Below are 23,769 nucleotides of genomic sequence, written 5' to 3' on the forward strand. Positions count from 1 at the left end.
AATTTGCGCTGGGTCGCTGGTTGCTTACAATAAGCAATCAGCGGTCTGGCGTTTTGTTCGGTTTGGGGTAGCGAAGGCAAAGCATGTGGTCGTGTGGAGCACATAAATAGATCGGGCATGGCAGTGAATTATAGTCGAATGTGCTGCTAGCTGTGAGGCAGTAATGGCAAAAGATTGGCTATAGTTGCTGCATGAAGGAGAAGGAAGTTACTTTAAAGTGGGAAGGGCGATGCAGGTATGAGCAAGCATTCGGAGGAGCAATGGTTTGTTGCGCCATTAACATTGCGGCAAGCTTGCATGCAAGCGACAGCGATTTTGCAATCGGAAGCGGTGGAAGAGCCGCGCAACAATGCAGAGCTTCTGCTCATGCATTTGCTGAATATGGATCGAGCAGCATTGCTGCGTGATGGCAGTGAGTTATTTCCTGCAGAGCGGTTAGCAGAATGGGAAGGCCTCATACGTCGTAAGGCTGCTGGGGAGCCTGTTCAATATATTATAGGTGAGCAATGGTTTTATGGGCGGCCATTTACAGTCTCGCCTGCCGTGCTCATTCCGCGTCCGGAAACAGAGCTGCTCGTTGAGGCTGTGCTTGAAGCAGCTGATCTTATTTGGCCCCCTGCGCTGATTGCAGGGGATATGCAGCCGCCGACGATTGTCGACGTCGGCACAGGCAGCGGCGCCATTGCCGTGACGCTAGCTTCGCAGCGTCACGCATGGCGCGTATGCGCGTCCGATCTATCGCTGGACGCGCTGGCAGTCGCCCGCACGAACGCGATCCGCCATGAAGCGGCGGATCGGTTGACATTCGTGCAGGGCGACCTGCTCATGCCATTTGTACATGGGCATGAGCAGGGTGAACTGCAGCACGGCGAGCTTCGCATCGACGTGCTTGTATCCAATCCGCCGTATATACCGGCGGCGGATATGTTAGAGCTGCAGCGCGAAGTTCGCGACTATGAGCCGCATCTCGCGCTGGAAGGCGGGCCGGACGGGTTGATCCCGTACCGGCGCATGCTGGAGCAGCTTCCGCTGCTCGCGCAGATGCCTCGCATCGTCGCATTCGAGCTCGGCATGGGCCAGCCTCGCATCGTTGCCGACATGATGCGCGAAATGTCCCAATGGGACGACATTCGAATCATCAGTGACTACGCTGGAATCGAGCGCCATGTCATTGCAACGAGGAGTTAACTTCGCTTGCAGCAAAAGAGGCTTCCCCAAAAGTAGATTTATCTACTTCGGGAAAGCCTCTATTTCATTTAAAGCAGCCATTTTCAAGCAGCAGCCTGACTGGGCTCAGCAAAATAAATCTATTTTCTGGATTTATTTTCGCTCGAACACATCATTTACCGCTTTTTTGTAGCTCATGAGCAAACATAAGCCTACATTCTAGATCCATTTCCGCTGTAACCCATCACTTAGCGCTTTTCCCTCAATGTTATCAGCTCACACTTATTCCGGCATCATACCGGTGCTTATCGCAAGACGGTTCCACCCGTTGATCGTAATAATAGCCATAATAATCTCGCCGACTTGTTTGCTCTCGAAATACCGGGCAACTTCTTCATATACCGCATCGGGCACATGCTCCTTCGTAATGACTGTGACAGCCTCTGTCAAAGCGAGTACCGCTCGCTCCTCCTTCGTAAAGTAAGGCGTATCGCGCCAAGCGCTCAATGCGTAAATTCGCTGCTCAGTCTCGCCCAAGCTTCTTGCGTCTTTCGTGTGCATATTAATGCAGAAAGCACAGCCATTTATTTGCGATGCGCGAATTTTAATCAATTCTAGCAGCTGCTTGTCGATGCTCGTAGTGCCTAGGTATTTCTCCAATCCGCTCATTGCCTGATATGCAGCAGGTATTTCTTTAGCTATTTGGACTCTTTCTGTCATGTTCCTCATTCTCCTCTATGTTCTAATTATTTGCTTTCATCCTCTAAGACAAAACACAGTTATCGGTTGTGACAGAAGGTTAAAAAAATTTTTATTTAGTCGTCTTTGTTTAGTCATACTTTAGTCATGCTGTGTTCGAAATTGGCGGTTCGTAAATTTTCAAATGGTCATTCGATCCGAACATGCTTCAGCTTATCAGGGTTCAACAGGACATAAATCCGCTCAACCTTCTGCCCTTCCTCATCGAGCCGAAAGCTGATCACACTTCTTGGCATACCGGCTTGGTTAACGATGACACCAGCTTGTCCGTTCACGTCAGCGAATTGATGGCCATCTCCCAAGAAGGTCTTGGGAATGACACCCTTCAAAAAGGCGATGACTCTTTCTCTGCTAATAATAGCGAAAATAGCTGCACGTACCTTGCCTCCTCCATCGGAAACAAGAATCGCTTCTTCGGATAAAAGAGAAATCAGTTTCTCGAAATTTCCGGAGGAAGCTGCTTCCATGAAGGCAACAGCGAGGGTCTCGGCTTTATCCGTGTTCATGGGAAGCATCGATCTATCTTCCTGAAGCTTCTCTTTGGCTCGGCTGTATATTTTACGACAGTTTGCTGTCGTTTTATGTAAGCATGAACCAATATCCTCATAATCGTACTGAAGCGATTCTCTTAAAATAAACACAGCCCGTTCAACGGCTGTAAGCTGCTCAAGCATGACAAGCAGCGCGTAGGAAATCTCTTCATGCTCCGCATAAATTTCAGCAGGGTCTTGTTTTACGGTGCTGACGTCTGGTTCGGGCAGCCACTGTCCAACATATACTTCTTTTCTTTTGCGAGCGGATTGGCTGAGATTGATCGAGCGGTTAGTGAGCATTCGAACGAGATAGGCCTTCTCATTTTTAATTTCACTAGGGTCCAAAAGGCTGTAGTCTGCAAACACATCCTGGACCAAATCCTCGGCCTCGCTGAATGTGCCAAGCATCCGATAAGCAATGGAATGGAGCAGCGGTCGATACGCTGCATAAGTATTTTGGAAATCCATTCTTCATCCATCCTTCTCATTTATTGAAAATAGTATAACTTGCTAGAAGAGCGTCTGCGATAAGATAAATAATAGATAGATTGATAGGTTTATATATTAAGCATAACGGACATAATGACGGATAGATACGTTCCGGAACGCAAGCAGACGCACTGACGGGTGCGACGAGAGGAGCTTGTGTTATATGTCCAGCCATTATTCTATTCATTCCTATTCCAATATTTCTAAATCCGCTCATTCTAATTCGGGTAAGGCTAATAAATTTGTTTATCGCAAATCATATGGTTTTATTATTTTTGCACTTATCATTTTAATTATGAGCTGGGAAGCTCAGCAAATGGATGCTGCGGTTGCAGGCGGAGAAATTCCGCAGGAAGCCATTCGCCTTCGTATTTTAGCCAATTCCGATAATCCTGCTGATCAAGTCGTGAAACGTCTTGTCCGGGATGAAATCGTTAAAGCGATGAATAGCTGGGTGACGGGACCTCAGACGATTGAGGAAGCACGTCAGACGATTCTCGCCAATATGCCTGAAATTGAACGCATTACAGCAGAAGTGCTAAAGAGCCGCGGCTTTGAATATGGCTCATCCGCAGAGCTTGGAATGGTACCGTTCCCGACAAAAATGTACGGCAATCAAGTTTACCCTGCTGGCGACTATGAAGCCCTTCGTATTACACTTGGTGAAGGCGGCGGACAAAATTGGTGGTGTGTATTGTTCCCGCCGTTATGTTTTATCGATGCTGTAAGCGGTGAAGCATCAGCAGCAGCTGGAACAGAGACAGAGCAAGCATCAGTTGTGAAATCGAATAGTGCAGCGGCTAAGACAGCTTCCTTAGCAGCAGCTCCAGCAGATACTCCTTCCCAAGGCGAAGCGCCGGAAGCAAAATTTTTTATTTGGGAAATGATCGAATCTTTTATCAATTGGATTAAATCATTGTTTTCATAAGAAACGACAGCTGCACCTTTGAATGTAAAGGTGCAGTTGTCGTTTCTGCTTGTTTGCGGGTGCTTATGCTATAATAACGAATGAATGAACAATTTCAATTAAGAGCAAGGATTGAAGGATAGAGATGACTAAAACAAATGTATGGCGCGTAAAGCAGGCTCATGATTCTCAGCTGCGCGAACAATTATCGGAAGCTGCCAGCCAATTAAGAGAAGGCGGTATTATTGCTTTCCCTACGGAGACGGTTTATGGGCTTGGATCGGATGCTCGCAGCTCGGCGGCGGTTGAGCGGATATTCACCGCAAAGGGACGTCCATCGGACAACCCTCTCATTGTGCATATTGCGGGTCGCAAGCAGTTAGATGAGCTGGTGCTGCCGTATTCGGAGCTGGCTTCATCGTTGATGGAACAGTTTTGGCCAGGGCCACTTACCATTGTACTGCCCGTTCGTGAGGATGCGTTATCGCCGCTCGTAACGGCTGGACTGTCTACCGTTGGTATTCGAATACCGGATCATAGAACAGCGCTTGCGCTGCTTGAGATCGCAGATTGTCCAATTGCTGCACCAAGCGCCAATCGTTCTGGAAGGCCAAGCCCAACACTTGCTGAGCATGTGCTGGAGGATCTGGATGGGCGGATCGATGGTCTTGTTGATGACGGTGCAACAGGCGTCGGCCTGGAATCTACTGTAATTGAGCTTGCTGGCGAGCATGGCATTCGTATTTTGCGGCCAGGCGGCATTACGCGCGAAGCGCTTCAAGAAGCGGCACCCCATGCGTTGATTGATAGTGCCTCGATAGAAGAACCGGAGTCGGCTCCGCGATCACCAGGCATGAAATATACTCATTATGCGCCACAAGGGGAGCTTGAGCTTGTGCAAGGACATTTTGAAGCTGTCGCAGCTTACATTCAAGATCAAGTAGAAGCTGCAAAGATGCGCGGCGAGGTAACTGGCGTACTTGCTTTCGAAGAGAGATTGAATCGCTACGATGCAGATCATGTTTTCTCATTAGGCAGCGAGGCGGAGCTTGGCACAGCAGCGCATCAGCTTTATGCCGCATTGCGTGATTTTGACGGGGCAGGCGCTCAGCGTATTTGGGCAGAGGGCTGCACGGAGCATGGGATCGGCGCAGCGCTTATGAATCGGTTGGCCAAAGCGGCTGGAAACCGAATTATTCGTGTATAGAAAGTGTTCTAAGGGGAACGATCATTTTTGAAACTGAATTAGCTTGAAACCGCACTAGTATGTTTGTCCTCATGTCCGCATATGTTTGGTAAAGACTACAAGCGGACATGGGGGAGATAGGCTGTGATTGAAGCACAATTACAAGCTGGACAGTTTTTGACGCTGCTTATTATTGCGGTGGCACTCAGTCTAGACGCATTTTCTCTTGGGCTCGGCATAGGGCTCAAAGGCATAAGGCTGCGAGATATTTTGAAGCTGGGCATTGTAACTGCGTTGTTTCATATGATCATGCCGCTGGCAGGTATTTTTACAGGTCAATACGTGGGCTCCTTGCTTGGAGATGTAGCCACGACTGCGGCAGGCATTTTGCTAGTGCTGCTCGGCGGACATATGATTTATAGCTCGCTGCGCGGCGAGGCGGTTCAATCTTTTGACCATAAATCTTTTTGGGGCTTGCTCGTGCTTTCGCTTAGCGTCAGTATCGACTCGTTCTCAGTAGGCATTACGCTTGGGATGTTCGCTGCAAACATGTTGATGACGGTTTTACTTATCGGTCTGCTCGGCGGGCTGATGTCGATATGTGGTTTAATGCTGGGGCGTAAAGTCAGCGGTCAGCTTGGCGAATATGGCGAGGCCATAGGCGGAGGAATTTTGTTCGTGTTCGGCATCTTGTTTATCTTTTAGAATATAAGTAAGAAAGCAGAACAATATTGCAGTCTTATTTTAAATTTCAAGTCAAAGCTGCTTTAGCATCTAAGGAACGCTGCAGGTGTTTTCGCTTAATCGTTGAACAGCTTGGAATAACGTGCAAAAAGGAGTTGGCAGTGTGAAACGTATTTTATTTGTATGTACAGGCAATACATGCCGCTCACCGATGGCAGAGGCTATGCTTCGCCGAATGGCTGCTCTGAGAGGGATCACCGTAGCCGTTCGCTCCGCAGGCATATCTACTATTGATGGACTGCCTGTGTCAGCTCATGCTGTGGAGACTCTTAGGCAGCGGGACATCGAGCATAAGAGCACGTCGCTGGCGCTGACGAGCGAGGCGGTTGGTTGGGCTGATATTATTTTGACAATGACGGTCAATCATAAGCGCGGTTTGCTGCAATGGCATCCCGAAGCGGTCGACAAAATCTATACGTTAAAGGAATATGCAAATCAAGACGCTCAAGTGCTCGCGGATATTGAGGAGCTGGAGCAGCTCTATACAGAGCTTCATATGAAGCAGGCGCTTGGCCAACAGCTGACGACTGGCGAGAGAAGACGATTGCTTGAGCTGGAGCGTCGCATACCGAGCTTTGACATCGTTGATCCTTTTGGAGGCTCGCTTGCTATATACAGCAGCAGTGCTAATGAAATAGAGGACGCGCTCGTCAAGCTGCTGGACAAGCTTGCCAAAAGATAAGTATTTAGGGTTGCAGAAGCCATTTTTGCTTCCATTCGATTGATTTTTGCAGCTGTATAAGATATAATAAAATGACAATATACGGTTTCCGATGTAACTGGCGACGGAAGTGGGTAACCACGGTGGAGCATCGGAATATACGGCCGGTCGCCTGGGCAAAGAGCAGCATGCTAATAAGCATGTCTTGCTCTTTTTTCGTCTTTTTGGGCAAAAATAGGTATACTAGCACTGTGATGTTTCATTTCTAAGGAGGTCTTTTGCGTTGAAAATTGCTATTGGTGCTGACCATGCAGGTTATCGTTTGAAGGATGAAGTTGTACCGTTTCTTCAATCGCTTGGTCATGAAATTGAAGATCTTGGTTGCAACTGTGACCAATCCGTCGATTATCCGGACTATGCATTGCCCGTATGCGACCTTGTTACGAGCGGCAAAGCAGAGCGCGGTATACTCATTTGTGGAACAGGTATCGGCATGTCGATTGCGGCTAATAAAGTACGCGGCATCCGCTGTGCGCTTGTGAATGATATGTTCTCAGCCAAAGCCACTCGGGAGCATAATGATACTAATGTTTTGGCGCTTGGGGAACGAGTGATCGGTCCTGGAGTGGCACTCGAAATTATTCGCATATGGCTTGAAACGCCGTTCTCAAATGGAGAACGTCATGTCGGTCGTGTTAGTAAAGTGAAACAAATTGAAGAACAGTACAGCAGCCAGTCCTAATTAGGGGGCATTCGCAATGAACGTAGACGAAAACGTACAGCTAGGAAGCATTGCAGAACAGGTTGAGCAAATTGTTCGGGAACTGGCAGCGGCAGGCAAGCTTGGTATGAGTCAGCTGCTAGTAATCGGTGTAAGTACTAGTGAGGTGCTTGGTCATCGCATCGGGACTTCGGGCACCATTGAAACGGCTGCACAAATTTACGCAGGCGTTGAAACGGTTCGCAGCGAAGTTGGCTTTATTCCCGTTTATCAATGCTGTGAGCATCTGAATCGCGCGCTTGTCATTGATCAAGCTTCCGCAGAACGATTGGGGCTTGATATTGTAGGTGCAGTGCCAGTGCCTAAAGCGGGCGGTTCCATGGCAGCCTATGCCTATCGTCAGCTGAAGGAGCCTTGTTTGGTGGAAACGGTGCAGGCGCATGCGGGCATCGATATTGGTGATACGTTTATCGGTATGCATTTGAAGCGGGTGGCTGTTCCCGTTCGTCCGACGATTCGTGAAATTGGCGGAGCGCATGTCACGATGGCTATCACAAGGCCAAAGTTAATAGGCGGCTCCCGAGCAGTATACGAGCTTAGCGAGAATCTAACGGTAGAGCAATCTGCTGGAACTTGCGAATAGTTGATTTATAGCCATAATTTTTTGATTTTCAGCGTCTAAAGGACACCGAAGACGTTTTTGCTTGATAAAGGGTATCTAATTTGAGGAGGAATTTAATCATGGAAAATTTGCGCAAACAAGACCCAGAAGTATTGAAAGCTCTAGGACTAGAACTTACTCGTCAACGTGACAATATCGAGCTTATCGCATCCGAGAACATCGTTAGCGAAGCGGTATTGGAAGCTATGGGAAGCGTTTTGACGAACAAATATGCAGAAGGTTACCCAAGCAAACGTTTCTATGGCGGTTGTGAGCATGTTGACATCGTTGAGGATATTGCCCGCAACCGTGCAAAAGAGCTTTTTGGCGCTGAGCACGCGAACGTGCAACCACACTCCGGCGCACAAGCGAACATGGCTGTTTACCTTGCAGCTTTGCAGCCTGGCGACACTGTGCTTGGTATGAATCTAGCACATGGCGGACATTTGACACACGGCAGCCCTGTTAATGCATCTGGATTGCTTTATAACTTTGTTGCATATGGTGTACAAGAAGATTCCTTCACTATTGATTATGAAGAAGTTCGCAAGCTTGCTTTCAAGCACCGTCCTCGTTTGATCGTTGCAGGCGCTAGTGCATATCCGCGCACAATCGATTTCGAGAAGCTTGGCAAAATTGCTAATGATGTAGGCGCATTGTTTATGGTTGATATGGCTCACATCGCTGGTTTGGTTGCTGCAGGCCTTCACCCGAGCCCAGTGCCTCATGCGCATTTTGTAACAACTACAACGCACAAAACCCTTCGCGGACCTCGCGGCGGTATGATCCTTTGTCGCCAACCTTGGGCTGCTGCGATTGATAAAGCAGTTTTCCCAGGCTCGCAAGGCGGTCCTTTGATGCACATTATCGCTGCTAAAGCAGTAGCTTTCGGCGAGGCGCTTCAACCTGAATTCAAGCAATACGCAACCCAAGTTGTTAAGAACGCTAAAGTTCTTTCGGAAGAGCTTGTTGCAAAAGGCTTTAATATCGTATCTGGCGGAACAGACAATCACTTGATGCTGCTCGACACACGCAATCTGAACATTACAGGAAAAGTAGCAGAACATGTGCTTGATGAAGTAGGCATTACGGTTAACAAAAATGCCATTCCGTTTGATCCAACAAGCCCGTTTGTAACATCCGGTATTCGTATTGGTACACCTGCAGCGACAGCTCGCGGCATGGAAGAGAACGCAATGAAGGTTATTGCTGAGGTTATTGCACTTGTGCTTAACAGCCCTCAAGATCAAGAGGTGCTCTCCAAAGCGCGCGGCATGGTTCGTGATCTTACGGCACAATATCCACTTTACCCTGGTATGACTTACTAATCATAAATATATTATTAATAAAAAAAGACCTATTTGTGCATATGCATGAATAGGTCTTTTTTTGATTATATGCCGTACATAAATAATATATCTAAAAAAAATAATACAGTTAGAAGCTGAGTGGAATAAATGAGCAAACGTCAATGTTGAAATGAAAAAACGTTCATTTTGCACGATCGAAAAATAATAATTAAATATAATGGTCGTTATTATTTATGTTATAGTATAAATACCGAAAAAACACGTTATATATTTGTGGAATATATATGTAATTTAAAATAAAATGGAAATATAAAGGATTTTCAATTTAATCTGTATTTTTAAGTATTAGTGCTATTTTTGTAAATTAATGACTGTAAAAATATTAAACTGAAATATTATTAAAATAATTAACTGAATAAACGCTGTACAGCATTAACGCAACAGAATAATTAATTGAATAAACGCGTTAATGTGTTAAAGAACAGTGTATAAAAGTAATTATAAACAAAAATTTACAGCTTACATATTCTTGATAAATAATTAACATGGTTGTATAGTGAAATTTATTATTATATTTAAACTCATTGTTTAAATGGGGAAAATGTTTAGCATTGCTCAAGAGGATACGTATATTTGCATTGGACAAGCTAGAAGAAGATGCAAACGTTTGTGTACAAAGCGAGTAAGTTGGACGATTTTGCCTTGTTGAACTGAGCAGAAAAAAAACGGGAGGATTACAATGAGAACAAGAAAGTCTGCTTTATCATTTATTGCTGCTTTACTCATTCTTGCTATTGTCGCTGTTGGTTGTACGCCTAAAGAAGAAACAGGCAACAACGGTGCTACGAACGGCGCAACAAACGGCGCTACAAATGGAGGAGCATCCGAAGCGAAAGTTTTCAGAATGAACATTCACTCTGAGCCTTCGACACTTGACCCGGCACTTATGGAAGACAACGTATCAGGTACACTTGCAACTGGTATCTACGAGGGTCTAACTCGTAAAAACGAGAATGGTGAATCCATTCCTGCAACAGCTGAAAGCTGGGTAAAATCAGAAGACGGCAAAACCTACACATTTAAAATCCGCAAAGACGCAAAATGGAGTAACGGCGACCCTGTTACTGCAAATGACTACGAATTCTCTTGGAAGCGCGCGCTTGATCCAGCTGTAGGTTCAACTTACGCGTACCAATTCTACTACATCGTTGGCGCACAAGATTATAACGAAGGCAAAACGACAAACACAGACGCTGTGGGTATCAAAGCTCTTGATGCTCAAACGCTTGAAGTTAAACTCGTTTCACCTACACCATACTTCTTGAGCCTTACATCATTCTATGTTTACAACCCTGTTCATCCTTCTGTGAAGGACAACGAGGCTTGGGCTGCTGATGCTAAAACAATCATCGGTAACGGTCCTTTCAAAATGAGCGAATGGCAGCACAATACTTCCATTAAGCTTGTTCCTAACGAAAACTACTACGATAAAGCACAAGTGAAATTTGCAGGCGTTGACTTCACAATGATCGCTGAATCTGCAACTGAACTTGCTAACTACGAAACAGGCAAACTTGATTACACTGGTAAACCAACTGGTGAAATCCCAGCTGAGCAAATTCCGGTTCTAAAAGAATCTAAAAAAGACGAGATCGTTACTAAAGGTATCGCAAGCTCGTACTACTACCAATTCAACACAGAAGAAGTTCCTTTCAACAACGTAAAAGTACGTAAAGCACTTGCAATGGCGATTGATCGTCAAGCAATCGTTGAGAGCGTAACAATGGCCGGCGAAGTTCCTTCGTTTGGTTTTGTACCACCAGGCATCATCGGTTTGAAAGAAGATTACCGTAACGAAGTGAAAGATGATTTCTTCACTGAAAATGTTGACGAAGCAAAAACATTGCTTGCTGAAGGTCTAGCTGAGCTTAAGCTTGCTAAGTTCCCTAAAGTAACATTGACGTTCAACACAAGCGACGGCCATAAGAAAATTGCTGAAGCAATCGTTGAAATGTGGCGTCAAAACCTTGGTATCGAAGTTGGTATCGAGAACCAAGAGTTTGCTGTTCTATTGAAAAACCGTACTGCAATGAACTATCAAATCGCTCGCGCGGGTTGGGGAGCTGACTACAACGATCCAATGACTTACTTGGATATGTTCGTAACTGGCGGCGGTCAAAATAATACAGGTTTTGCTTCACCTGAATACGACGCTTTGATCAAAAAAGCGAATGCAAGTGGAGATCAAGCTGAACGTATTGCGGCTATGACTGAGGCAGAAAAAATTCTTATGGAATACATGCCGATCATGCCAATTTACTACTACAGCAACGTTTACATGCTTAAACCTGGATTCAAGAACATCTTCTTGGACTACAAAGGGGACATCGACTACACAAGAGGTTTCTACGAAGCGAAATAGTCGTCCTTCCAGCACCTGAAGCTAGGGATATATGCGGGGTGTCCGCATATATCCCTTTCTTGTTGACAGATTCAGGCTTTATCACTTTTTAGCATTACTTCTTGTTTATATTCTGTAAGGAGGTGTCCATTGCGTTGATAAAATATGTATCCAAGAAGTTTCTGTCCATGTTTGTCTCGTTGTTTGTTCTTGCGTCCGCTACGTTCTTTCTTATGAAAATTATCCCGGGCGATCCCTTCATTAGGGAGAAGGCTATTCCCGAGAAAATAAGGGAGCACCTCTTGCAAATGTACGGCCTTGATCAGCCGGTATGGAAACAATACTTGATGTATTTGAACAATTTGCTTCATGGCGACTTAGGGATGTCAATGAAGCAGCAATATATGTCCGTTACTCGTATTATTAAAGAAAGCTTTATTTACTCTGCGCAAATCGGCCTTTTTGCTGTTATTGTGTCGCTAGCATTAGGTTTGATTCTGGGCATCGTTGCAGCTCTTAATCATCGTAAATTTTTGGATAGCTTCACGATTGTTATTGCAGTGCTTGGGGTATCGATTCCCAACTTTTTGGCAGCATCAATTTTACAATTCGTCCTAGGCAGCAAGCTGCGTTGGCTCAATGTATCGGGACTTAACGATCCTACAGATTTTATTATGCCTGTTCTTGCGCTTTCGTTTCTTCCAGCTGCATTTATCGCGCGTCTGACGCGCTCAACGATGCTAGAAGTACTATCCGCTGATTACATTAAGACCGCTCGTGCTAAAGGTCTCAGCGGCCGCATTATTTTGGTTCGTCATGCTCTACGCAATGCTATTTTACCAGTAGTAACTTATATCGGACCGATGACCGCTAACATTATTACCGGTTCTGTTGTTGTCGAACAAATTTTTGGTATAGGTGGAATTGGGAAATATTTTGTACAAAGTATTACTAACCGCGACTATACGCTCATAATGGGGCTTACTTTATTTTATGGAATTATCCTGATGGTTGCGCGTTTCTTGACTGACGTTGCTTATGGCTTTGTCGATCCGCGTATCAAGCTAACAAGAGGAGGCGGAAAAGGATGAAGGATAAGACCTTTACGCCGGATCAATTCGCGAAGCTGAACAAAGATGAGAAGCACACGGAAGTAGTTGTTCGTGAGAGCATCTCGGCATGGAAAGATGCTTGGCTGCGTCTGCGTTCCAACAAAATAGCGATGTTCAGTTTAATTGTGCTGCTTATCGTCTCCCTTATGGCGATTTTTGGCCCGATCATATCAGAGCAGGATTTTCAAACGAATCACTTGAAGGAAAAGAACCTGAATCCTAACGCTACCTATTGGTTTGGTACAGACGATCTCGGGCGGGATCTCTTCACCCGTACTTGGATGGGGGCAGGGATATCTCTGCAGGTTGGTATATATGCTGCACTCGCAGACTTGGTTCTTGGTGTAATTATCGGTGGAATTATGGGTTACTTCGGCGGTCGTGTCGATGAGATATTGAACCGTTTTTGTGAAGTTCTATACTCCATTCCAAGCATGCTTATTATCATTCTTTTGATTGTCATATTAGAGCCGAGCATGTTCACGATCGTGCTTGCGCTTAGTATAACCGGTTGGATCAGTATGGCTTGGATTGTGCGCGGCCAGATCATGCAGCTCAAAAATCAAGAATACGTTATGGCTGCTCAAGCGCTCGGCGCAAGCACTCCACGTATTCTATTCAGACATCTTATTCCTAACGCAATGGGTCCGATTATCGTAACGTTGACGCTTACTGTTCCAAGTGCGATCTTCGCAGAGGCATTCCTCAGCTTCTTGGGACTAGGTGTTCAATCCCCTGCTGCGTCTTTGGGTACGATGATAAATGATGCAATTAAAGCATGGACACTGTATCCGTGGAGAATGATTTTCCCAGCAGCAGTTATAAGCGTTACGATGCTTTGCTTTAATATTTTTGGCGATGGTCTGAGAGATGCGCTTGATCCGAAAATGAAGAAGTAGGAGGTGGTCAATGATGGAGAAATTACTTGAAGTAAAAGACCTTCGTGTTAATTTCAAAGTTCGAGGCGGTATCGTTAAAGCGGTTCGCGGTGTGAATTTTCACGTCAACAAAGGCGAGGCAGTAGCCATCGTTGGGGAGTCCGGTTGCGGCAAAAGTGTAACTGCACAATCGCTCATGCGTTTGATTCCATCGCCTCCGGCCGATACTAAAGGATCGATTATGTTTAAAGGCCAAGAAATTTTGAAAATGTCCAATAATCAAATGGAGGACATTCGTGGTAAAGAGATGGGGATGATCTTTCAGGATCCAATGACCTCTCTTAACCCTACGCTAACGATTGGCCGTCAAATTACAGAGGGACTAATCAAGCATCAAGGAATAAGCGGTGCAAAAGCGACTGCACGCGCGATTGAGATGCTTGATCTTGTAGGTATTCCGAACCCTGCTTCACGAGTTAATCAGTATCCGCATCAGTTCTCTGGGGGCATGCGTCAACGGGCGATGATTGCTATCGCGCTTGCATGCAATCCATCGCTTCTTATTGCGGATGAGCCAACAACGGCGCTAGACGTTACAATTCAAGCGCAAATTATGCGAGTCATGAAGGACTTGCAGCAAAAGCTTGGCACTTCTATTATTCTTATTACGCATGATTTAGGCGTTGTAGCAGATATGTGTGATCGCGTTATCGTTATGTATGCAGGCAAGGTTGTGGAAACCGGTACGAAATGGGAGATTTTCAAAAACCCTAAGCATCCTTATACAAGAGGCTTGCTGCGCTCCCTTCCTCGTCTTGACCAGAAGAAGGAAGAGCCGTTGGTACCGATTTACGGTATGCCGCCGGATTTGATTAAGCCGCCGACGGGCTGCAGCTTCTGTGCTCGCTGTGATGAAGCCATGCGGGTTTGCGTGGACAATGACCCTGAATTGCTCCCAGTGGATGGCAATGAGAATCATGAGTCGGCTTGCTGGCTAGCACATCCTTATGCAAATCGGGAGGTGTCAGTATGAGTGCGCCATTAATTGAAATTAATAATTTGCGTAAATCGTTTAATTTAGGCGGAGGAGCGACGCTCCACGCTGTTAATGATATATCTTTCTCCATCAAAAAAGGAGAAACGGTCGGCGTAGTTGGTGAGTCCGGCTGCGGAAAATCAACAGCTGGTCGTACTATTATGCGGCTGTATGAACCAACTAGCGGCGGTGTTAACTTCGACGGGCAAGATATTTATAAGTTGAAGGGCCCTAAGCTAAAAGAGCTTCGCCGTGATATGCAAATGATATTCCAAGATCCTTACGCATCATTAAACCCGCGTATGACGGTTATGGACATCATCGGAGAAGCGCTTGATATTCACAAGCTTGTTGCAAGCAAGAAAGAACGCAAGCACAGAGTTGAGAACCTGCTTGATGTCGTAGGTCTTAATCCAGACCACGCTACAAGGTATCCGCATGAATTCTCTGGCGGTCAAAGACAGCGTATTGGTATTGCGCGCGCGCTTGCCGTTGATCCGCGCTTCATCATTGCAGATGAGCCGATCTCAGCGCTCGACGTATCTATCCAAGCGCAAGTTGTTAACTTGATGATGGATCTACAGCGCAAGATGGGTTTAACTTACTTGTTTATCGCGCATGATTTGTCCATGGTTAAGCATATAAGCGATCGTGTAGCCGTTATGTATCTTGGTAAAATCGTTGAGCTCGCAGAGAGCAGCGAGTTGTACGCGAGTCCTGCTCACCCTTATACAAGGGCTCTGCTTTCGGCTATTCCGATTCCAGACCCGGAGATTGAAGCGACTCGTGAGCGTATTGTATTGACTGGCGATTTGCCTAGCCCAATCAATCCGCCTACAGGCTGCCAGTTCCATACGCGTTGTCCGATTGCGACAAACAAATGCAAGGTGGATGAGCCAGCTCTGCTTGAAGTGAGAAAAGGGCATTTTGCTGCTTGTCACTACGCGTCAGTTTAATCATTATCAATTATCTAGCATAAAGCTAGTTGTGAATAAGTTTTTGAAAAAAGATGGAGCAAGGATGATTCCTGCTTCATCTTTTTTTGTTTTTAGTAGGTTGTGCACAAAAATGTTGATAACATGTGGACAATTGTGGATAACTCATGCCAAAAATGTGGATAGTTTATCATTTAAACGTTTTTTCAATAAATAATTTATTATTTTTATACTGATTGTGGATAGAAGTTTACATGGTGACTTCAAGGCCCACTATATAAGCTTGAGGAGAGCGGCTTCGCCGTGTGTAAGTGCAAGGAGCAGGATCGTAGAGCGGTTGTACTGGACACTACGGGGTTAACTGAGGGAAACCCTTCCGTATAATGAAGTAGGCATACAGGGCAATACAGCGCTGTTTAAAGGCTTCTATTCAGAAGAGAGCCTCGATTTTATGTGTGACCTTCATTATTCTCTTGTTTACCATGCAAATGTTCATAACCGCTTGGCGGTTTTTTTTATTCTGTAGGGAAACAGCGATGACCCGTGCGATTAGGAGATGTGTTAATATATGGGTAAGACGAACCGACGTGGGAGGAAGAGATGGGGAGTTTAGTGATTATTCCAATTATATTTGTGATAGTACTGATTATCATTGTCGTATTTGCAATTTCGAGAACCTCAAAATTTATCGAACAATCAGGCGGCAGAGGCCGAGAATATGCTGGCCGTACCAATGCGTTTACACCTTGGCCAAATGCCGAGCTGCCGACTGCACTTGGCGTGCCGTACGGGCACCCTGCGAGAACCGCGGCGGAACGCTTGGAGTCCGCGCTAGGTATCGATTTTGAGAGCCGAGTGAAGGACAGGGTATTAAAGGAATTCCCAAAAATATCAGATAAAGAATGGAATTGGACCTGGTTTGAGCTGAAGCGATATTTTCTTATGTGCGGCATCATGCGCAGTGTTCCTATGTATAGCAAGCAGGTTGATGCGGTATGGCATGAAATGCTTATGTTCACGAGGGAGTATGAACAGTTTTGCATGAAATTCTCCGGCGCAATGATTCATCATGCACCTCATGCGCCAGGTGCGCAGCCGCTCCCGGGAGAAAGAGCGATGTTCGACTGGGCTTATGGCGAGCTGTTTGGGCAGGCTCCGGTTAGCGGCAGAATATGGGGAGCCTTTTACCGAACGCAAATGTCGGAGCAACGGCTGGAGGAGCTTGCTGGCTGGAGTACAGAAGAGCTGCGCAAGCAATGGTTTAACGTGAGTACGACAGAGAGACACTCTGATTTGAAAGCGACAGCTAACTATATGATAGATAGGGCCAAATCTCAGCTTTTGGCTGCTGGAAAGGGCAAAGCGCCTTACGGGAAAGAGCCTAGCTCCGCGAGCAGCTATGGGTATGATCCTGTTTTAGGAGCAACCGGCCTATTATCAGGTCTTCTCATTTACAATTCTATATCGCACCCGAATGATTTTGCCCAGCAGATGGATCAAGCTCAAAATGAAGAGGAACGTAAAGCGAATGGAAGCGGTGATACCACTTATGCTTGCAGCGGCTCATCCGACGATGGAAGAGATGACCATTCGTGTGGAAGTGACGGCGGTGATAGCGGATCAGGCGGGGATTCCTCCTGCGGAAGCGGTGGAGACGGCGGCGGATCATCCTGCGGCGGCGGAGGCTGCAGCAGTTAAAAGGAATATACTTACAGCGGCCTGTGACTCCTAATTTTGGAATCACTGGCCTTTATTTGCGAAAACATAAAACTCAAGATGCAAGGGCTTGTTTACAATGCTATAATATACGGGATTGTGTGAAGACTACTATACAATAACAACAACAAACGGGAGGAATACGGCTCCATGAGCAAAGTAATTATTTGCGACCATCCGTTAATTCAGCATAAGCTGACTTTTATTCGGAATAAAGAAACGAATACAAAAGATTTTCGGGAATTGGTTGATGAAGTTGCAACATTGATGTCTTACGAAATTACGAGAGAAATACCGCTTGATACGATTAAGGTGCAGACGCCTGTAGCCGAGACGGATTCGAAGGTTGTATCCGGAAGAATGCTTGGGCTTGTGCCTATTTTGCGCGCTGGTCTTGGGATGGTTGACGGTATATTGAAGCTGATTCCATCGGCAAAGGTAGGGCATATCGGTCTAGCGAGAGATCATGAAACGCTCCAGCCTAAAGAGTATTACATTAATTTGCCTACAGATGCACCGAATCGTCTGCTTATTGTTATCGATCCGATGCTTGCTACGGGCGGCTCTGCTATCGCAGCGATCAATTCACTGAAAAATCATAATTGCGATCAAATTAAATTAATGTGTCTTATTGCTGCTCCGGAGGGTGTGAAGGCTGTTCAAGAAGCGCATCCTGATGTCGATATTTATATCGCCGCACTCGATGAGCGTCTGGATGAAAGAGGCTACATCATCCCTGGTCTAGGCGATGCTGGAGACCGCATGTTCGGAACAAATTAGCACAGTGTCGTATGAAATGATAATAGGAGTGGAATCTTTTGTCTAAACTGAAGGTAATGACTATTTTTGGAACACGTCCGGAGGCAGTCAAGATGGCGCCGCTCGTACTCGAGCTCCAGAAGCGAGAGGATGAAATCGAATCGATCGTTTGTGTAACTGCGCAGCATCGCCAGATGCTTGATCAGGTACTCGATTTTTTTGAAATTCATCCAAATTACGATTTGAATGTGATGAAGGATCGTCAAACGTTAACGGAGACGACTGTTCGCGTGCTAGAAGGGCTTGATCCTGTTCTAACGCAAGCGAAGCCTGATATCGTGCTAGTACATGGCGATACACAGACAACGTTTCTAGCAAGTTATGCAGCGTTTCTTAAGCAAATAAAAGTTGGCCACGTTGAGGCGGGGCTTCGTACTTGGAATAAGCTTTCTCCGTATCCGGAAGAAATGAATCGGCAGCTTGCCGGCGTGCTCTCAGATGTGCATTTTGCTCCGACAGAATGGTCGGCGAACAATTTACGCAAAGAGAACAAGTCGGATGCTGCCATTTATGTGACTGGGAACACCGCGACTGATGTATTCCAATATACGGTAGATGAGTCTTTCTCGCATCCGGTCATCGACTGGGCTAAAGGGAAACGGATGATTCTCATGACAGCACATCGTCGTGAAGCGTTAGGAGAACCGCATCGCAATATTTTCAGAGCGGTGAAACGAATCGCCGACGAGCACGAAGATGTGGTAGTCGTGTATGCAGTCCACCCGAATCCTGCGGTCAGAGAGCCTGCGAATGAAATTTTGGGCGATCATCCACGTATTCGCTTGATTGATCCGCTGGATGTGTTCGAGTTCCATAACTTCTATCCACATGCTTTTATGATTATGACGGATTCCGGCGGTTTGCAAGAAGAGGCTCCATCGTTTGGCGTGCCGACTCTTGTGCTTCGCGATACGACAGAGCGTCCAGAGGGCATCGAAGCAGGAACGCTAGAGTTGGTAGGTACAAATGAGGAGCTGGTGTACAGCAGAGCTCATGCACTGCTAACCGATTCTCAGCTGTATTCTCGCATGAGTCAAGCTGCTAACCCTTATGGGGATGGCACCGCTTCCGAGCGTATTGTAGATGCGATCTTGCATCATTTTGGCAGACTAAAGGATCGTCCTGTTTCGTTCACAGAACGTTCATAGATTACACAGGAGTGATGAGCTGAGAGGCGAATGTACAGCATACAGTAGTACTGTACGGTTTCCGGGACGCACAACACCTTATGTATCAAGGGTTTTGGTCGATCAATTCACCAAAAGTTTGCAGTGATTTCAATTGACAAACGTGTTGTGGCTTGGATAAAATAAATGAGGATTGACAGGGGTATGAACCATGAATAAAAAGGACAGAAGGGACAATCCACTGCTCGCAGCCGGACTAGTCGGCGCACTCGGATTGCAAGTCGCTGTATGTATCTTTTTAGGCTATTGGATCGGCTCTTCTCTCGGGAACCGTTTTGGGGACGCGAAGGGATGGACGCTCGGTGGCATACTGGTCGGTCTGGCTGTCGGACTACTCTCAGCCATTCTGCTTGTTAAGAAGGTTATGGAGGACGCCGATGGATAAAATAATGAAGACAGCATTACGTACGCTTATTTATGCAATGGCGGTATGCCTAATTGTATGGGCTTTCTTGCCGGACTGGCGTACGGTGTCTCTCGGTCTTCTTGTGGGATTGGCAGCAAGTTCCATGAATGCGTTTTTACTAAGACGCAGAGTAGAAATGGTCACCCTAGGAGCAGCGGGGGTTGGACCACGCAAGAGAGGTCTTGGTCTAGGAAACCGCATCGCAACAGTGTTGCTGGTTGCCATGATCGCCTATCGTTTTCCGGAGGATCTCAGCATGCCGGCCGCGTTAGCTGGCTGTATGGTCATGCCGTTTATTCTTTTGGTAGCAGCATATATTCACAATAAAAACAATCTTAGCGGAAAGGGGTGAAAATTTTAGATGCATGTATTTCCGGTGATACCACTCGGGCCGTTTAATATTGATCTCTCGACCTTGATAGCACTTGTGGTGTCAGTCATTGTGACGTTCTTGATCGCTAAGCTGGCTGTTCGCAACCTTTCGGTGGACAACCCGTCGAAGATGCAGAACTTCATGGAATGGGTAGTGGAGTTTGTACACAGCTTTATTGCTAGTACAATGCCGCTCAACCGTGTAAAGCCATTCTTGTCTCTAGGTCTAACGCTTATTATGTTCATATTTATCTCCAACGTGCTAGGCTTGCCATTCGGTATCGTTACTGAACCGCATCATGCGATGCCTTCGATAGGATTTACTGAAGAGATGTTAAAAGAGCATAAAGAAGTAGCATGGTGGAAATCACCAACGGCTGACATTTCAGTAACTGCTGGGCTTGCGCTTATCGTATTCGTGATCATCCATTTCCTTGGTTTGAAGCAGAATAGAAAGCACTACTTGAAGCATTACTTGCATCCGTTTCCGGTTTTCCTTCCAGTTAACTTGCTAGAAACAATCGCTAAGCCAGTAACACTTGCGCTTCGGTTGTTCGCTAACATCTTCGCAGGTGAAGTACTGATTGCAACAATCCTGATGCTGGGCTGGATTGGTACGCCGTTCCTGGTTGCATGGCAGGGCTTCAGTCTTTTTGTAGGCGGCATACAGGCTTTCTTGTTCACGATTCTGACGATGGTTTATATTTCACAATCAGCCATTCACGATGAAGAGGAAGCACATTAATTTTCGCTTTATGTCTTAATTCAACATTGAGGTTGGTTATACAAAAAAACAACAATTTTCGAGGAGGATTTTAAAAATGGAATTATTAGCAGCAGCTTTGGCAGTAGGTTTGGGTGCGATTGGCGCGGGCGTAGGTAACGGTATGATCGTTAGTAAAACAGTAGAAGGTATCGCTCGTCAGCCAGAACTTCAAGGTAAATTGCAAACAACAATGTTTATCGGTGTAGGTATCGTCGAAGTTGTGCCTATCATCGGCGTAGTTATCGGTTTCTTGGCTTTCTTCCAAGCATAATATTTGAAACTGGCGGGGAAGGCCTTAGCCCTCTTCGCCTTCGTTATGATTAAGACAATATTGTGGTGAGAAAGGAGTGGCATCAATGGCATGGATTTGGGAATCGACAGTAATCGCAATGGTCGCGTTTGGCGTATTGTACTGGTTACTTAATAAGTATGCGTTCGGTCCGTTATTCGATGTAATGGAGAAGCGCAGGCAGCTAGTTTTAGAGCAAATGAATACAGCTGAAAACAGCCGCAAAGCAGCCGATCAGCAAATGGAAGAGCAGAAGTTGGCACTCCAACAAGCTCGCAAAGAAGCTTATGAAATTATTGAGCAATCCAGAACGACGAGCTCGAAGCAAGCAGACGAGATCGTTCAAACAGCAAAAACAGAAGCATCCCGTCTGAAAGACGATGCTCTCAAAGATATCGAAAGCGAGAAAAACAAAGCAATTGCTGCGCTTCGTACTGAAGTTGGCGGCATTTCCGTAAAAATCGCATCGAAAATTATTGAGAAGCAAGTGGATGAGAAATCACAAGAACAGCTTGTTGGTCAATATTTGAAAGAAGTTGGAAATAAATGAGCCGCGATGCAGTCGTAGCGAAGCGCTACGCTAAAGCACTGTTCGAGGTTGCACAGCAGCAAAAGGTTGTTTCAGAGGTTCAGGAGCAGCTTAAGCTGATCGTGCAAGCTCTTGAGCAGGACGCTGACATTGAAAAGTTCCTGTCTGTTCCAAGTATTGCTCCAGAACAAAAGATTGCTGTTCTTAAAGCAGCATTCGGTGATCGAGTATCTACACTGGTATTCAACACTGTACAGATTCTTATTACTCGCAGACGCCAAGATATTATTGCTGAGGTTTATGCAGCATATACGAAGGTTGCGGGAGATTCGCTCGGTCAAGCACATGCTACGGTTTATTCCGCACAAGCTTTGTCTGATGCTGAGCTTGCTAACGTAGCGGCGCAGTTCGGACAATTGACTGGCAAAGCTATTATTGCTGAGCAAATAGTAGAACCTTCATTGCTAGGTGGCGTACAAGTACGCATCGGCGACCGTCTTTATGATGGAAGCTTGTCCGGCAAGTTGGAACGTTTACAAAAATCGTTTAAAAACTAATGCACTGTAGATAGGGGTGAACGAATTGAGTATCAGACCTGATGAAATCAGCACGCTGATTAAACAACAGATCGAAAATTTTAAATCCGAAATTCAAGTCGTAGACGTCGGCACCGTAATCAATGTCGGTGACGGTATCGCCCGCGTACACGGTTTGGAAAATGCGATGCAGGGTGAATTGCTCGAATTCTCAAACGGTGTAGTCGGTATGGCTTTGAACCTCGAAGAAAGCAACGTCGGTGTCGTTATCCTTGGACCATACACGGATATTCGCGAAGGCGATCAAGTTAAACGTACAGGCCGTATCATGGAAGTACCTGTCGGCGAAGAGCTTCTTGGCCGCGTAGTAAATCCACTTGGACAGCCACTTGATGGTAAAGGACCAATCAACACGACTCAATTCCGTGCGATTGAATCTCCAGCACCAGGCGTAATTGACCGTAAATCGGTTCATGAGCCTATGCAAACAGGTATGAAAGCTATCGACGCAATGGTACCAGTAGGCCGTGGACAACGTGAGCTTATCATCGGTGACCGTCAAACGGGTAAAACATCCATTGCAATCGATGCAATCATCAACCAAAAAGGCAACGGCGTAAAATGTATTTACGTAGCTGTTGGTCAAAAACAATCCACTGTTGCAAACGTAGTGGAAACACTTCGTCGCCACGGTGCTCTTGAATACACGATCGTAGTAACTGCTGGTGCATCTGAGCCGGCTCCATTGCTCTTCCTAGCTCCTTATGCTGGTTGTACAATGGGCGAGTACTTCATGTACAAAGGCGAGCACGTTCTTGTTATCTACGATGATCTATCGAAACAAGCTGCTGCTTACCGTGAGCTTTCCCTATTGCTTCGTCGTCCACCGGGTCGTGAGGCATACCCAGGTGATGTATTCTACCTTCACTCCCGTTTGCTAGAGCGTGCGGCTAAACTAAGCGACGCTAGAGGCGGTGGTTCAATGACGGCATTGCCATTCATTGAGACACAAGCATCAGACGTATCGGCATACATTCCTACGAATGTTATCTCGATTACAGACGGTCAAATTTTCCTAGAAGCAGATCTGTTCTACTCCGGTCAGCGTCCAGCGGTTAACGTTGGTATCTCTGTATCCCGTGTAGGTGGTTCCGCTCAAATAAAAGCAATGAAAAAGGTTGCTGGTACGCTTCGTCTGGATCTTGCGGCTTACCGTGAGCTTCAAGCGTTCTCGCAGTTCGGTTCCGACCTTGACAAATCGACGCTAGCTCGCCTTAACCGCGGTGCGCGCACGATGGAAATTCTTAAACAAGACGTTAACAAGCCGATGCCTGTTGAGAAGCAAGTTATCTCAATCTTCTCTGCTGTTAAAGGTCATTTGGATGAGATTCCAGTTGGCGATATCCTTCGCTTTGAGGAAGAGTTCCACGCGTACCTCGATTCGAACAGCCCTGAAATTGGCCAATCGATCCGCGATACTAAGGATCTTGTTGCTGACAACGAGAAAGCTCTCGTTGAAGCTATCAATAAATTTAAGAAAAGCTTCTCTGTATCGGCATAATTAAGCATATACGGGTGAAACTTATACCTTCTTATAATCCAATATAAATCGAAGCCCGTTCTTAATGTTCGGGCCTAGATAACTTTCT

25 protein-coding genes and 1 riboswitch are annotated in these 23,769 nt (G+C 46.0%); of the genes, 23 read left to right on the top strand and 2 right to left on the bottom strand.

From position 1 onward, the window contains the following. Nucleotides 1-237 precede the first annotated feature (237 nt). Nucleotides 238-1,188, top strand: a complete 951-nt coding sequence (prmC, locus tag AC1DOV_RS17900) for a peptide chain release factor N(5)-glutamine methyltransferase (RefSeq protein WP_477550645.1) — start codon at nt 238-240, stop codon at nt 1,186-1,188. 261 nt (nt 1,189-1,449) lie between these two features. On the opposite strand, the gene AC1DOV_RS17905 is transcribed toward prmC, so the two are convergent. Further along, the gene (locus AC1DOV_RS17905) at nt 1,450-1,887 is read right to left on the bottom strand and encodes a carboxymuconolactone decarboxylase family protein (RefSeq protein WP_339205421.1); all 438 of its coding nucleotides are present in this window, start codon (nt 1,885-1,887) and stop codon (nt 1,450-1,452) included. A 167-nt stretch (nt 1,888-2,054) separates the two neighbouring features. Beyond that, the gene (locus AC1DOV_RS17910) at nt 2,055-2,927 is read right to left on the bottom strand and encodes an RNA polymerase sigma-70 factor (protein ID WP_477550646.1); all 873 of its coding nucleotides are present in this window, start codon (nt 2,925-2,927) and stop codon (nt 2,055-2,057) included. Nucleotides 2,928-3,111: 184 nt separating this feature from the next. On the opposite strand from AC1DOV_RS17910, the gene spoIIR reads away from it, so the two are divergent. The 22 genes from spoIIR (at nt 3,112) to atpA (ending at nt 23,681) form a co-directional block, all read left to right on the top strand. Further along, nucleotides 3,112-3,876 (top strand): stage II sporulation protein R, encoded by a 765-nt coding sequence (gene spoIIR / locus AC1DOV_RS17915; protein WP_441910158.1) that lies wholly within the window; start codon nt 3,112-3,114, stop codon nt 3,874-3,876. Nucleotides 3,877-4,000: 124 nt separating this feature from the next. Then, on the top strand, nt 4,001-5,062 hold the full coding sequence (locus AC1DOV_RS17920) for an L-threonylcarbamoyladenylate synthase (RefSeq protein WP_477550647.1): 1,062 nt from the start codon (nt 4,001-4,003) through the stop codon (nt 5,060-5,062). Nucleotides 5,063-5,185: 123 nt separating this feature from the next. Next, on the top strand, nt 5,186-5,746 hold the full coding sequence (locus AC1DOV_RS17925; protein WP_076266270.1) for a manganese efflux pump MntP: 561 nt from the start codon (nt 5,186-5,188) through the stop codon (nt 5,744-5,746). A gap of 142 nt (nt 5,747-5,888) precedes the next feature. Continuing rightward, nucleotides 5,889-6,467 carry a low molecular weight protein arginine phosphatase gene (locus AC1DOV_RS17930; RefSeq protein WP_076266269.1) on the top strand — a complete coding sequence of 193 codons (579 nt, stop codon included), beginning with the start codon at nt 5,889-5,891 and terminating at the stop codon, nt 6,465-6,467. Between the two features lie 83 nt (nt 6,468-6,550). Continuing rightward, nucleotides 6,551-6,631, top strand: a riboswitch (ZMP/ZTP riboswitch). Between the two features lie 98 nt (nt 6,632-6,729). Continuing rightward, nucleotides 6,730-7,188, top strand: a complete 459-nt coding sequence (gene rpiB / locus AC1DOV_RS17935) for a ribose 5-phosphate isomerase B (RefSeq protein WP_076266268.1) — start codon at nt 6,730-6,732, stop codon at nt 7,186-7,188. 16 nt (nt 7,189-7,204) lie between these two features. Next, on the top strand, nt 7,205-7,810 hold the full coding sequence (locus AC1DOV_RS17940) for a TIGR01440 family protein (RefSeq protein ID WP_477550648.1): 606 nt from the start codon (nt 7,205-7,207) through the stop codon (nt 7,808-7,810). Between the two features lie 98 nt (nt 7,811-7,908). Continuing rightward, complete coding sequence (locus tag AC1DOV_RS17945; RefSeq protein WP_339205415.1) at nt 7,909-9,156, top strand: serine hydroxymethyltransferase; 1,248 nt, start codon at nt 7,909-7,911, stop codon at nt 9,154-9,156. 721 nt (nt 9,157-9,877) lie between these two features. Then, nucleotides 9,878-11,560: a peptide ABC transporter substrate-binding protein gene (locus AC1DOV_RS17950; protein WP_076266266.1), complete on the top strand. Its 1,683-nt coding sequence runs from the start codon at nt 9,878-9,880 to the stop codon at nt 11,558-11,560. Nucleotides 11,561-11,694: 134 nt separating this feature from the next. Beyond that, the gene (locus AC1DOV_RS17955) at nt 11,695-12,630 is read left to right on the top strand and encodes an ABC transporter permease (RefSeq protein ID WP_076266265.1); all 936 of its coding nucleotides are present in this window, start codon (nt 11,695-11,697) and stop codon (nt 12,628-12,630) included. Beyond that, the gene (locus tag AC1DOV_RS17960) at nt 12,627-13,550 is read left to right on the top strand and encodes an ABC transporter permease (protein ID WP_477550649.1); all 924 of its coding nucleotides are present in this window, start codon (nt 12,627-12,629) and stop codon (nt 13,548-13,550) included. Before AC1DOV_RS17955 ends, AC1DOV_RS17960 begins: the two co-directional genes overlap by 4 nt. Nucleotides 13,551-13,563: 13 nt before the next feature. Continuing rightward, a complete protein-coding gene (locus tag AC1DOV_RS17965; RefSeq protein ID WP_339209780.1) occupies nt 13,564-14,562 on the top strand; it encodes an ABC transporter ATP-binding protein in 999 nt (332 codons plus the stop codon). After that, nucleotides 14,559-15,521 carry an ABC transporter ATP-binding protein gene (locus AC1DOV_RS17970; RefSeq protein ID WP_076266262.1) on the top strand — a complete coding sequence of 321 codons (963 nt, stop codon included), beginning with the start codon at nt 14,559-14,561 and terminating at the stop codon, nt 15,519-15,521. Before AC1DOV_RS17965 ends, AC1DOV_RS17970 begins: the two co-directional genes overlap by 4 nt. A gap of 579 nt (nt 15,522-16,100) precedes the next feature. Next, nucleotides 16,101-17,198, top strand: coding sequence for a glycine-rich domain-containing protein (locus AC1DOV_RS17975; RefSeq protein WP_477527456.1), 1,098 nt, complete (start codon nt 16,101-16,103; stop codon nt 17,196-17,198). 168 nt (nt 17,199-17,366) lie between these two features. Beyond that, nucleotides 17,367-17,996: a uracil phosphoribosyltransferase gene (gene upp / locus AC1DOV_RS17980; protein ID WP_076266260.1), complete on the top strand. Its 630-nt coding sequence runs from the start codon at nt 17,367-17,369 to the stop codon at nt 17,994-17,996. A 38-nt stretch (nt 17,997-18,034) separates the two neighbouring features. Further along, nucleotides 18,035-19,183 (top strand): non-hydrolyzing UDP-N-acetylglucosamine 2-epimerase, encoded by a 1,149-nt coding sequence (gene wecB / locus AC1DOV_RS17985; RefSeq protein WP_054025466.1) that lies wholly within the window; start codon nt 18,035-18,037, stop codon nt 19,181-19,183. Between the two features lie 190 nt (nt 19,184-19,373). Next, entirely contained in the window at nt 19,374-19,607 is a 234-nt protein-coding gene (locus tag AC1DOV_RS17990; protein ID WP_076266259.1) for an AtpZ/AtpI family protein, read from the top strand. Then, complete coding sequence (locus AC1DOV_RS17995; RefSeq protein ID WP_477550650.1) at nt 19,600-19,980, top strand: ATP synthase subunit I; 381 nt, start codon at nt 19,600-19,602, stop codon at nt 19,978-19,980. Before AC1DOV_RS17990 ends, AC1DOV_RS17995 begins: the two co-directional genes overlap by 8 nt. 9 nt (nt 19,981-19,989) lie before the next feature. Then, nucleotides 19,990-20,745 (top strand): F0F1 ATP synthase subunit A, encoded by a 756-nt coding sequence (gene atpB / locus AC1DOV_RS18000; RefSeq protein ID WP_477550651.1) that lies wholly within the window; start codon nt 19,990-19,992, stop codon nt 20,743-20,745. A 76-nt stretch (nt 20,746-20,821) separates the two neighbouring features. Further along, on the top strand, nt 20,822-21,037 hold the full coding sequence (gene atpE, locus AC1DOV_RS18005; RefSeq protein WP_054025462.1) for a F0F1 ATP synthase subunit C: 216 nt from the start codon (nt 20,822-20,824) through the stop codon (nt 21,035-21,037). Between the two features lie 85 nt (nt 21,038-21,122). Continuing rightward, the gene (gene atpF, locus AC1DOV_RS18010; protein ID WP_054025461.1) at nt 21,123-21,605 is read left to right on the top strand and encodes a F0F1 ATP synthase subunit B; all 483 of its coding nucleotides are present in this window, start codon (nt 21,123-21,125) and stop codon (nt 21,603-21,605) included. Next, nucleotides 21,602-22,141, top strand: a complete 540-nt coding sequence (locus tag AC1DOV_RS18015; protein ID WP_477550652.1) for a F0F1 ATP synthase subunit delta — start codon at nt 21,602-21,604, stop codon at nt 22,139-22,141. Before atpF ends, AC1DOV_RS18015 begins: the two co-directional genes overlap by 4 nt. Nucleotides 22,142-22,166: 25 nt before the next feature. Next, the gene (atpA, locus tag AC1DOV_RS18020; RefSeq protein WP_076266254.1) at nt 22,167-23,681 is read left to right on the top strand and encodes a F0F1 ATP synthase subunit alpha; all 1,515 of its coding nucleotides are present in this window, start codon (nt 22,167-22,169) and stop codon (nt 23,679-23,681) included. Nucleotides 23,682-23,769: the final 88 nt, after the last annotated feature.

The sequence above is a fragment of the Paenibacillus sp. 01T47 genome, from assembly GCF_056398245.1.

Excerpts from the sequence above, each read along its gene's own strand:
- spoIIR (WP_441910158.1), top strand. The coding sequence starts at position 3,112 with ATGTCCAGCCATTATTCTATTCATTCCTATTCCAATATTTCTAAATCC.
- AC1DOV_RS17970 (WP_076266262.1), top strand. The coding sequence starts at position 14,559 with ATGAGTGCGCCATTAATTGAAATTAATAATTTGCGTAAATCGTTTAAT.
- atpE (WP_054025462.1), top strand. The coding sequence starts at position 20,822 with ATGGAATTATTAGCAGCAGCTTTGGCAGTAGGTTTGGGTGCGATTGGC.
- AC1DOV_RS17945 (WP_339205415.1), top strand. The coding sequence starts at position 7,909 with ATGGAAAATTTGCGCAAACAAGACCCAGAAGTATTGAAAGCTCTAGGA.
- AC1DOV_RS17965 (WP_339209780.1), top strand. The coding sequence starts at position 13,564 with ATGGAGAAATTACTTGAAGTAAAAGACCTTCGTGTTAATTTCAAAGTT.
- AC1DOV_RS18015 (WP_477550652.1), top strand. The coding sequence starts at position 21,602 with ATGAGCCGCGATGCAGTCGTAGCGAAGCGCTACGCTAAAGCACTGTTC.
- AC1DOV_RS17910 (WP_477550646.1), bottom strand. The coding sequence starts at position 2,927 with ATGGATTTCCAAAATACTTATGCAGCGTATCGACCGCTGCTCCATTCC.
- upp (WP_076266260.1), top strand. The coding sequence starts at position 17,367 with ATGAGCAAAGTAATTATTTGCGACCATCCGTTAATTCAGCATAAGCTG.
- prmC (WP_477550645.1), top strand. The coding sequence starts at position 238 with ATGAGCAAGCATTCGGAGGAGCAATGGTTTGTTGCGCCATTAACATTG.
- AC1DOV_RS17905 (WP_339205421.1), bottom strand. The coding sequence starts at position 1,887 with ATGACAGAAAGAGTCCAAATAGCTAAAGAAATACCTGCTGCATATCAG.
- AC1DOV_RS17950 (WP_076266266.1), top strand. The coding sequence starts at position 9,878 with ATGAGAACAAGAAAGTCTGCTTTATCATTTATTGCTGCTTTACTCATT.
- AC1DOV_RS17995 (WP_477550650.1), top strand. The coding sequence starts at position 19,600 with ATGGATAAAATAATGAAGACAGCATTACGTACGCTTATTTATGCAATG.
- AC1DOV_RS17940 (WP_477550648.1), top strand. The coding sequence starts at position 7,205 with ATGAACGTAGACGAAAACGTACAGCTAGGAAGCATTGCAGAACAGGTT.
- AC1DOV_RS17990 (WP_076266259.1), top strand. The coding sequence starts at position 19,374 with ATGAATAAAAAGGACAGAAGGGACAATCCACTGCTCGCAGCCGGACTA.
- AC1DOV_RS17960 (WP_477550649.1), top strand. The coding sequence starts at position 12,627 with ATGAAGGATAAGACCTTTACGCCGGATCAATTCGCGAAGCTGAACAAA.
- atpF (WP_054025461.1), top strand. The coding sequence starts at position 21,123 with ATGGCATGGATTTGGGAATCGACAGTAATCGCAATGGTCGCGTTTGGC.
- AC1DOV_RS17920 (WP_477550647.1), top strand. The coding sequence starts at position 4,001 with ATGACTAAAACAAATGTATGGCGCGTAAAGCAGGCTCATGATTCTCAG.
- atpB (WP_477550651.1), top strand. The coding sequence starts at position 19,990 with ATGCATGTATTTCCGGTGATACCACTCGGGCCGTTTAATATTGATCTC.
- AC1DOV_RS17975 (WP_477527456.1), top strand. The coding sequence starts at position 16,101 with ATGGGGAGTTTAGTGATTATTCCAATTATATTTGTGATAGTACTGATT.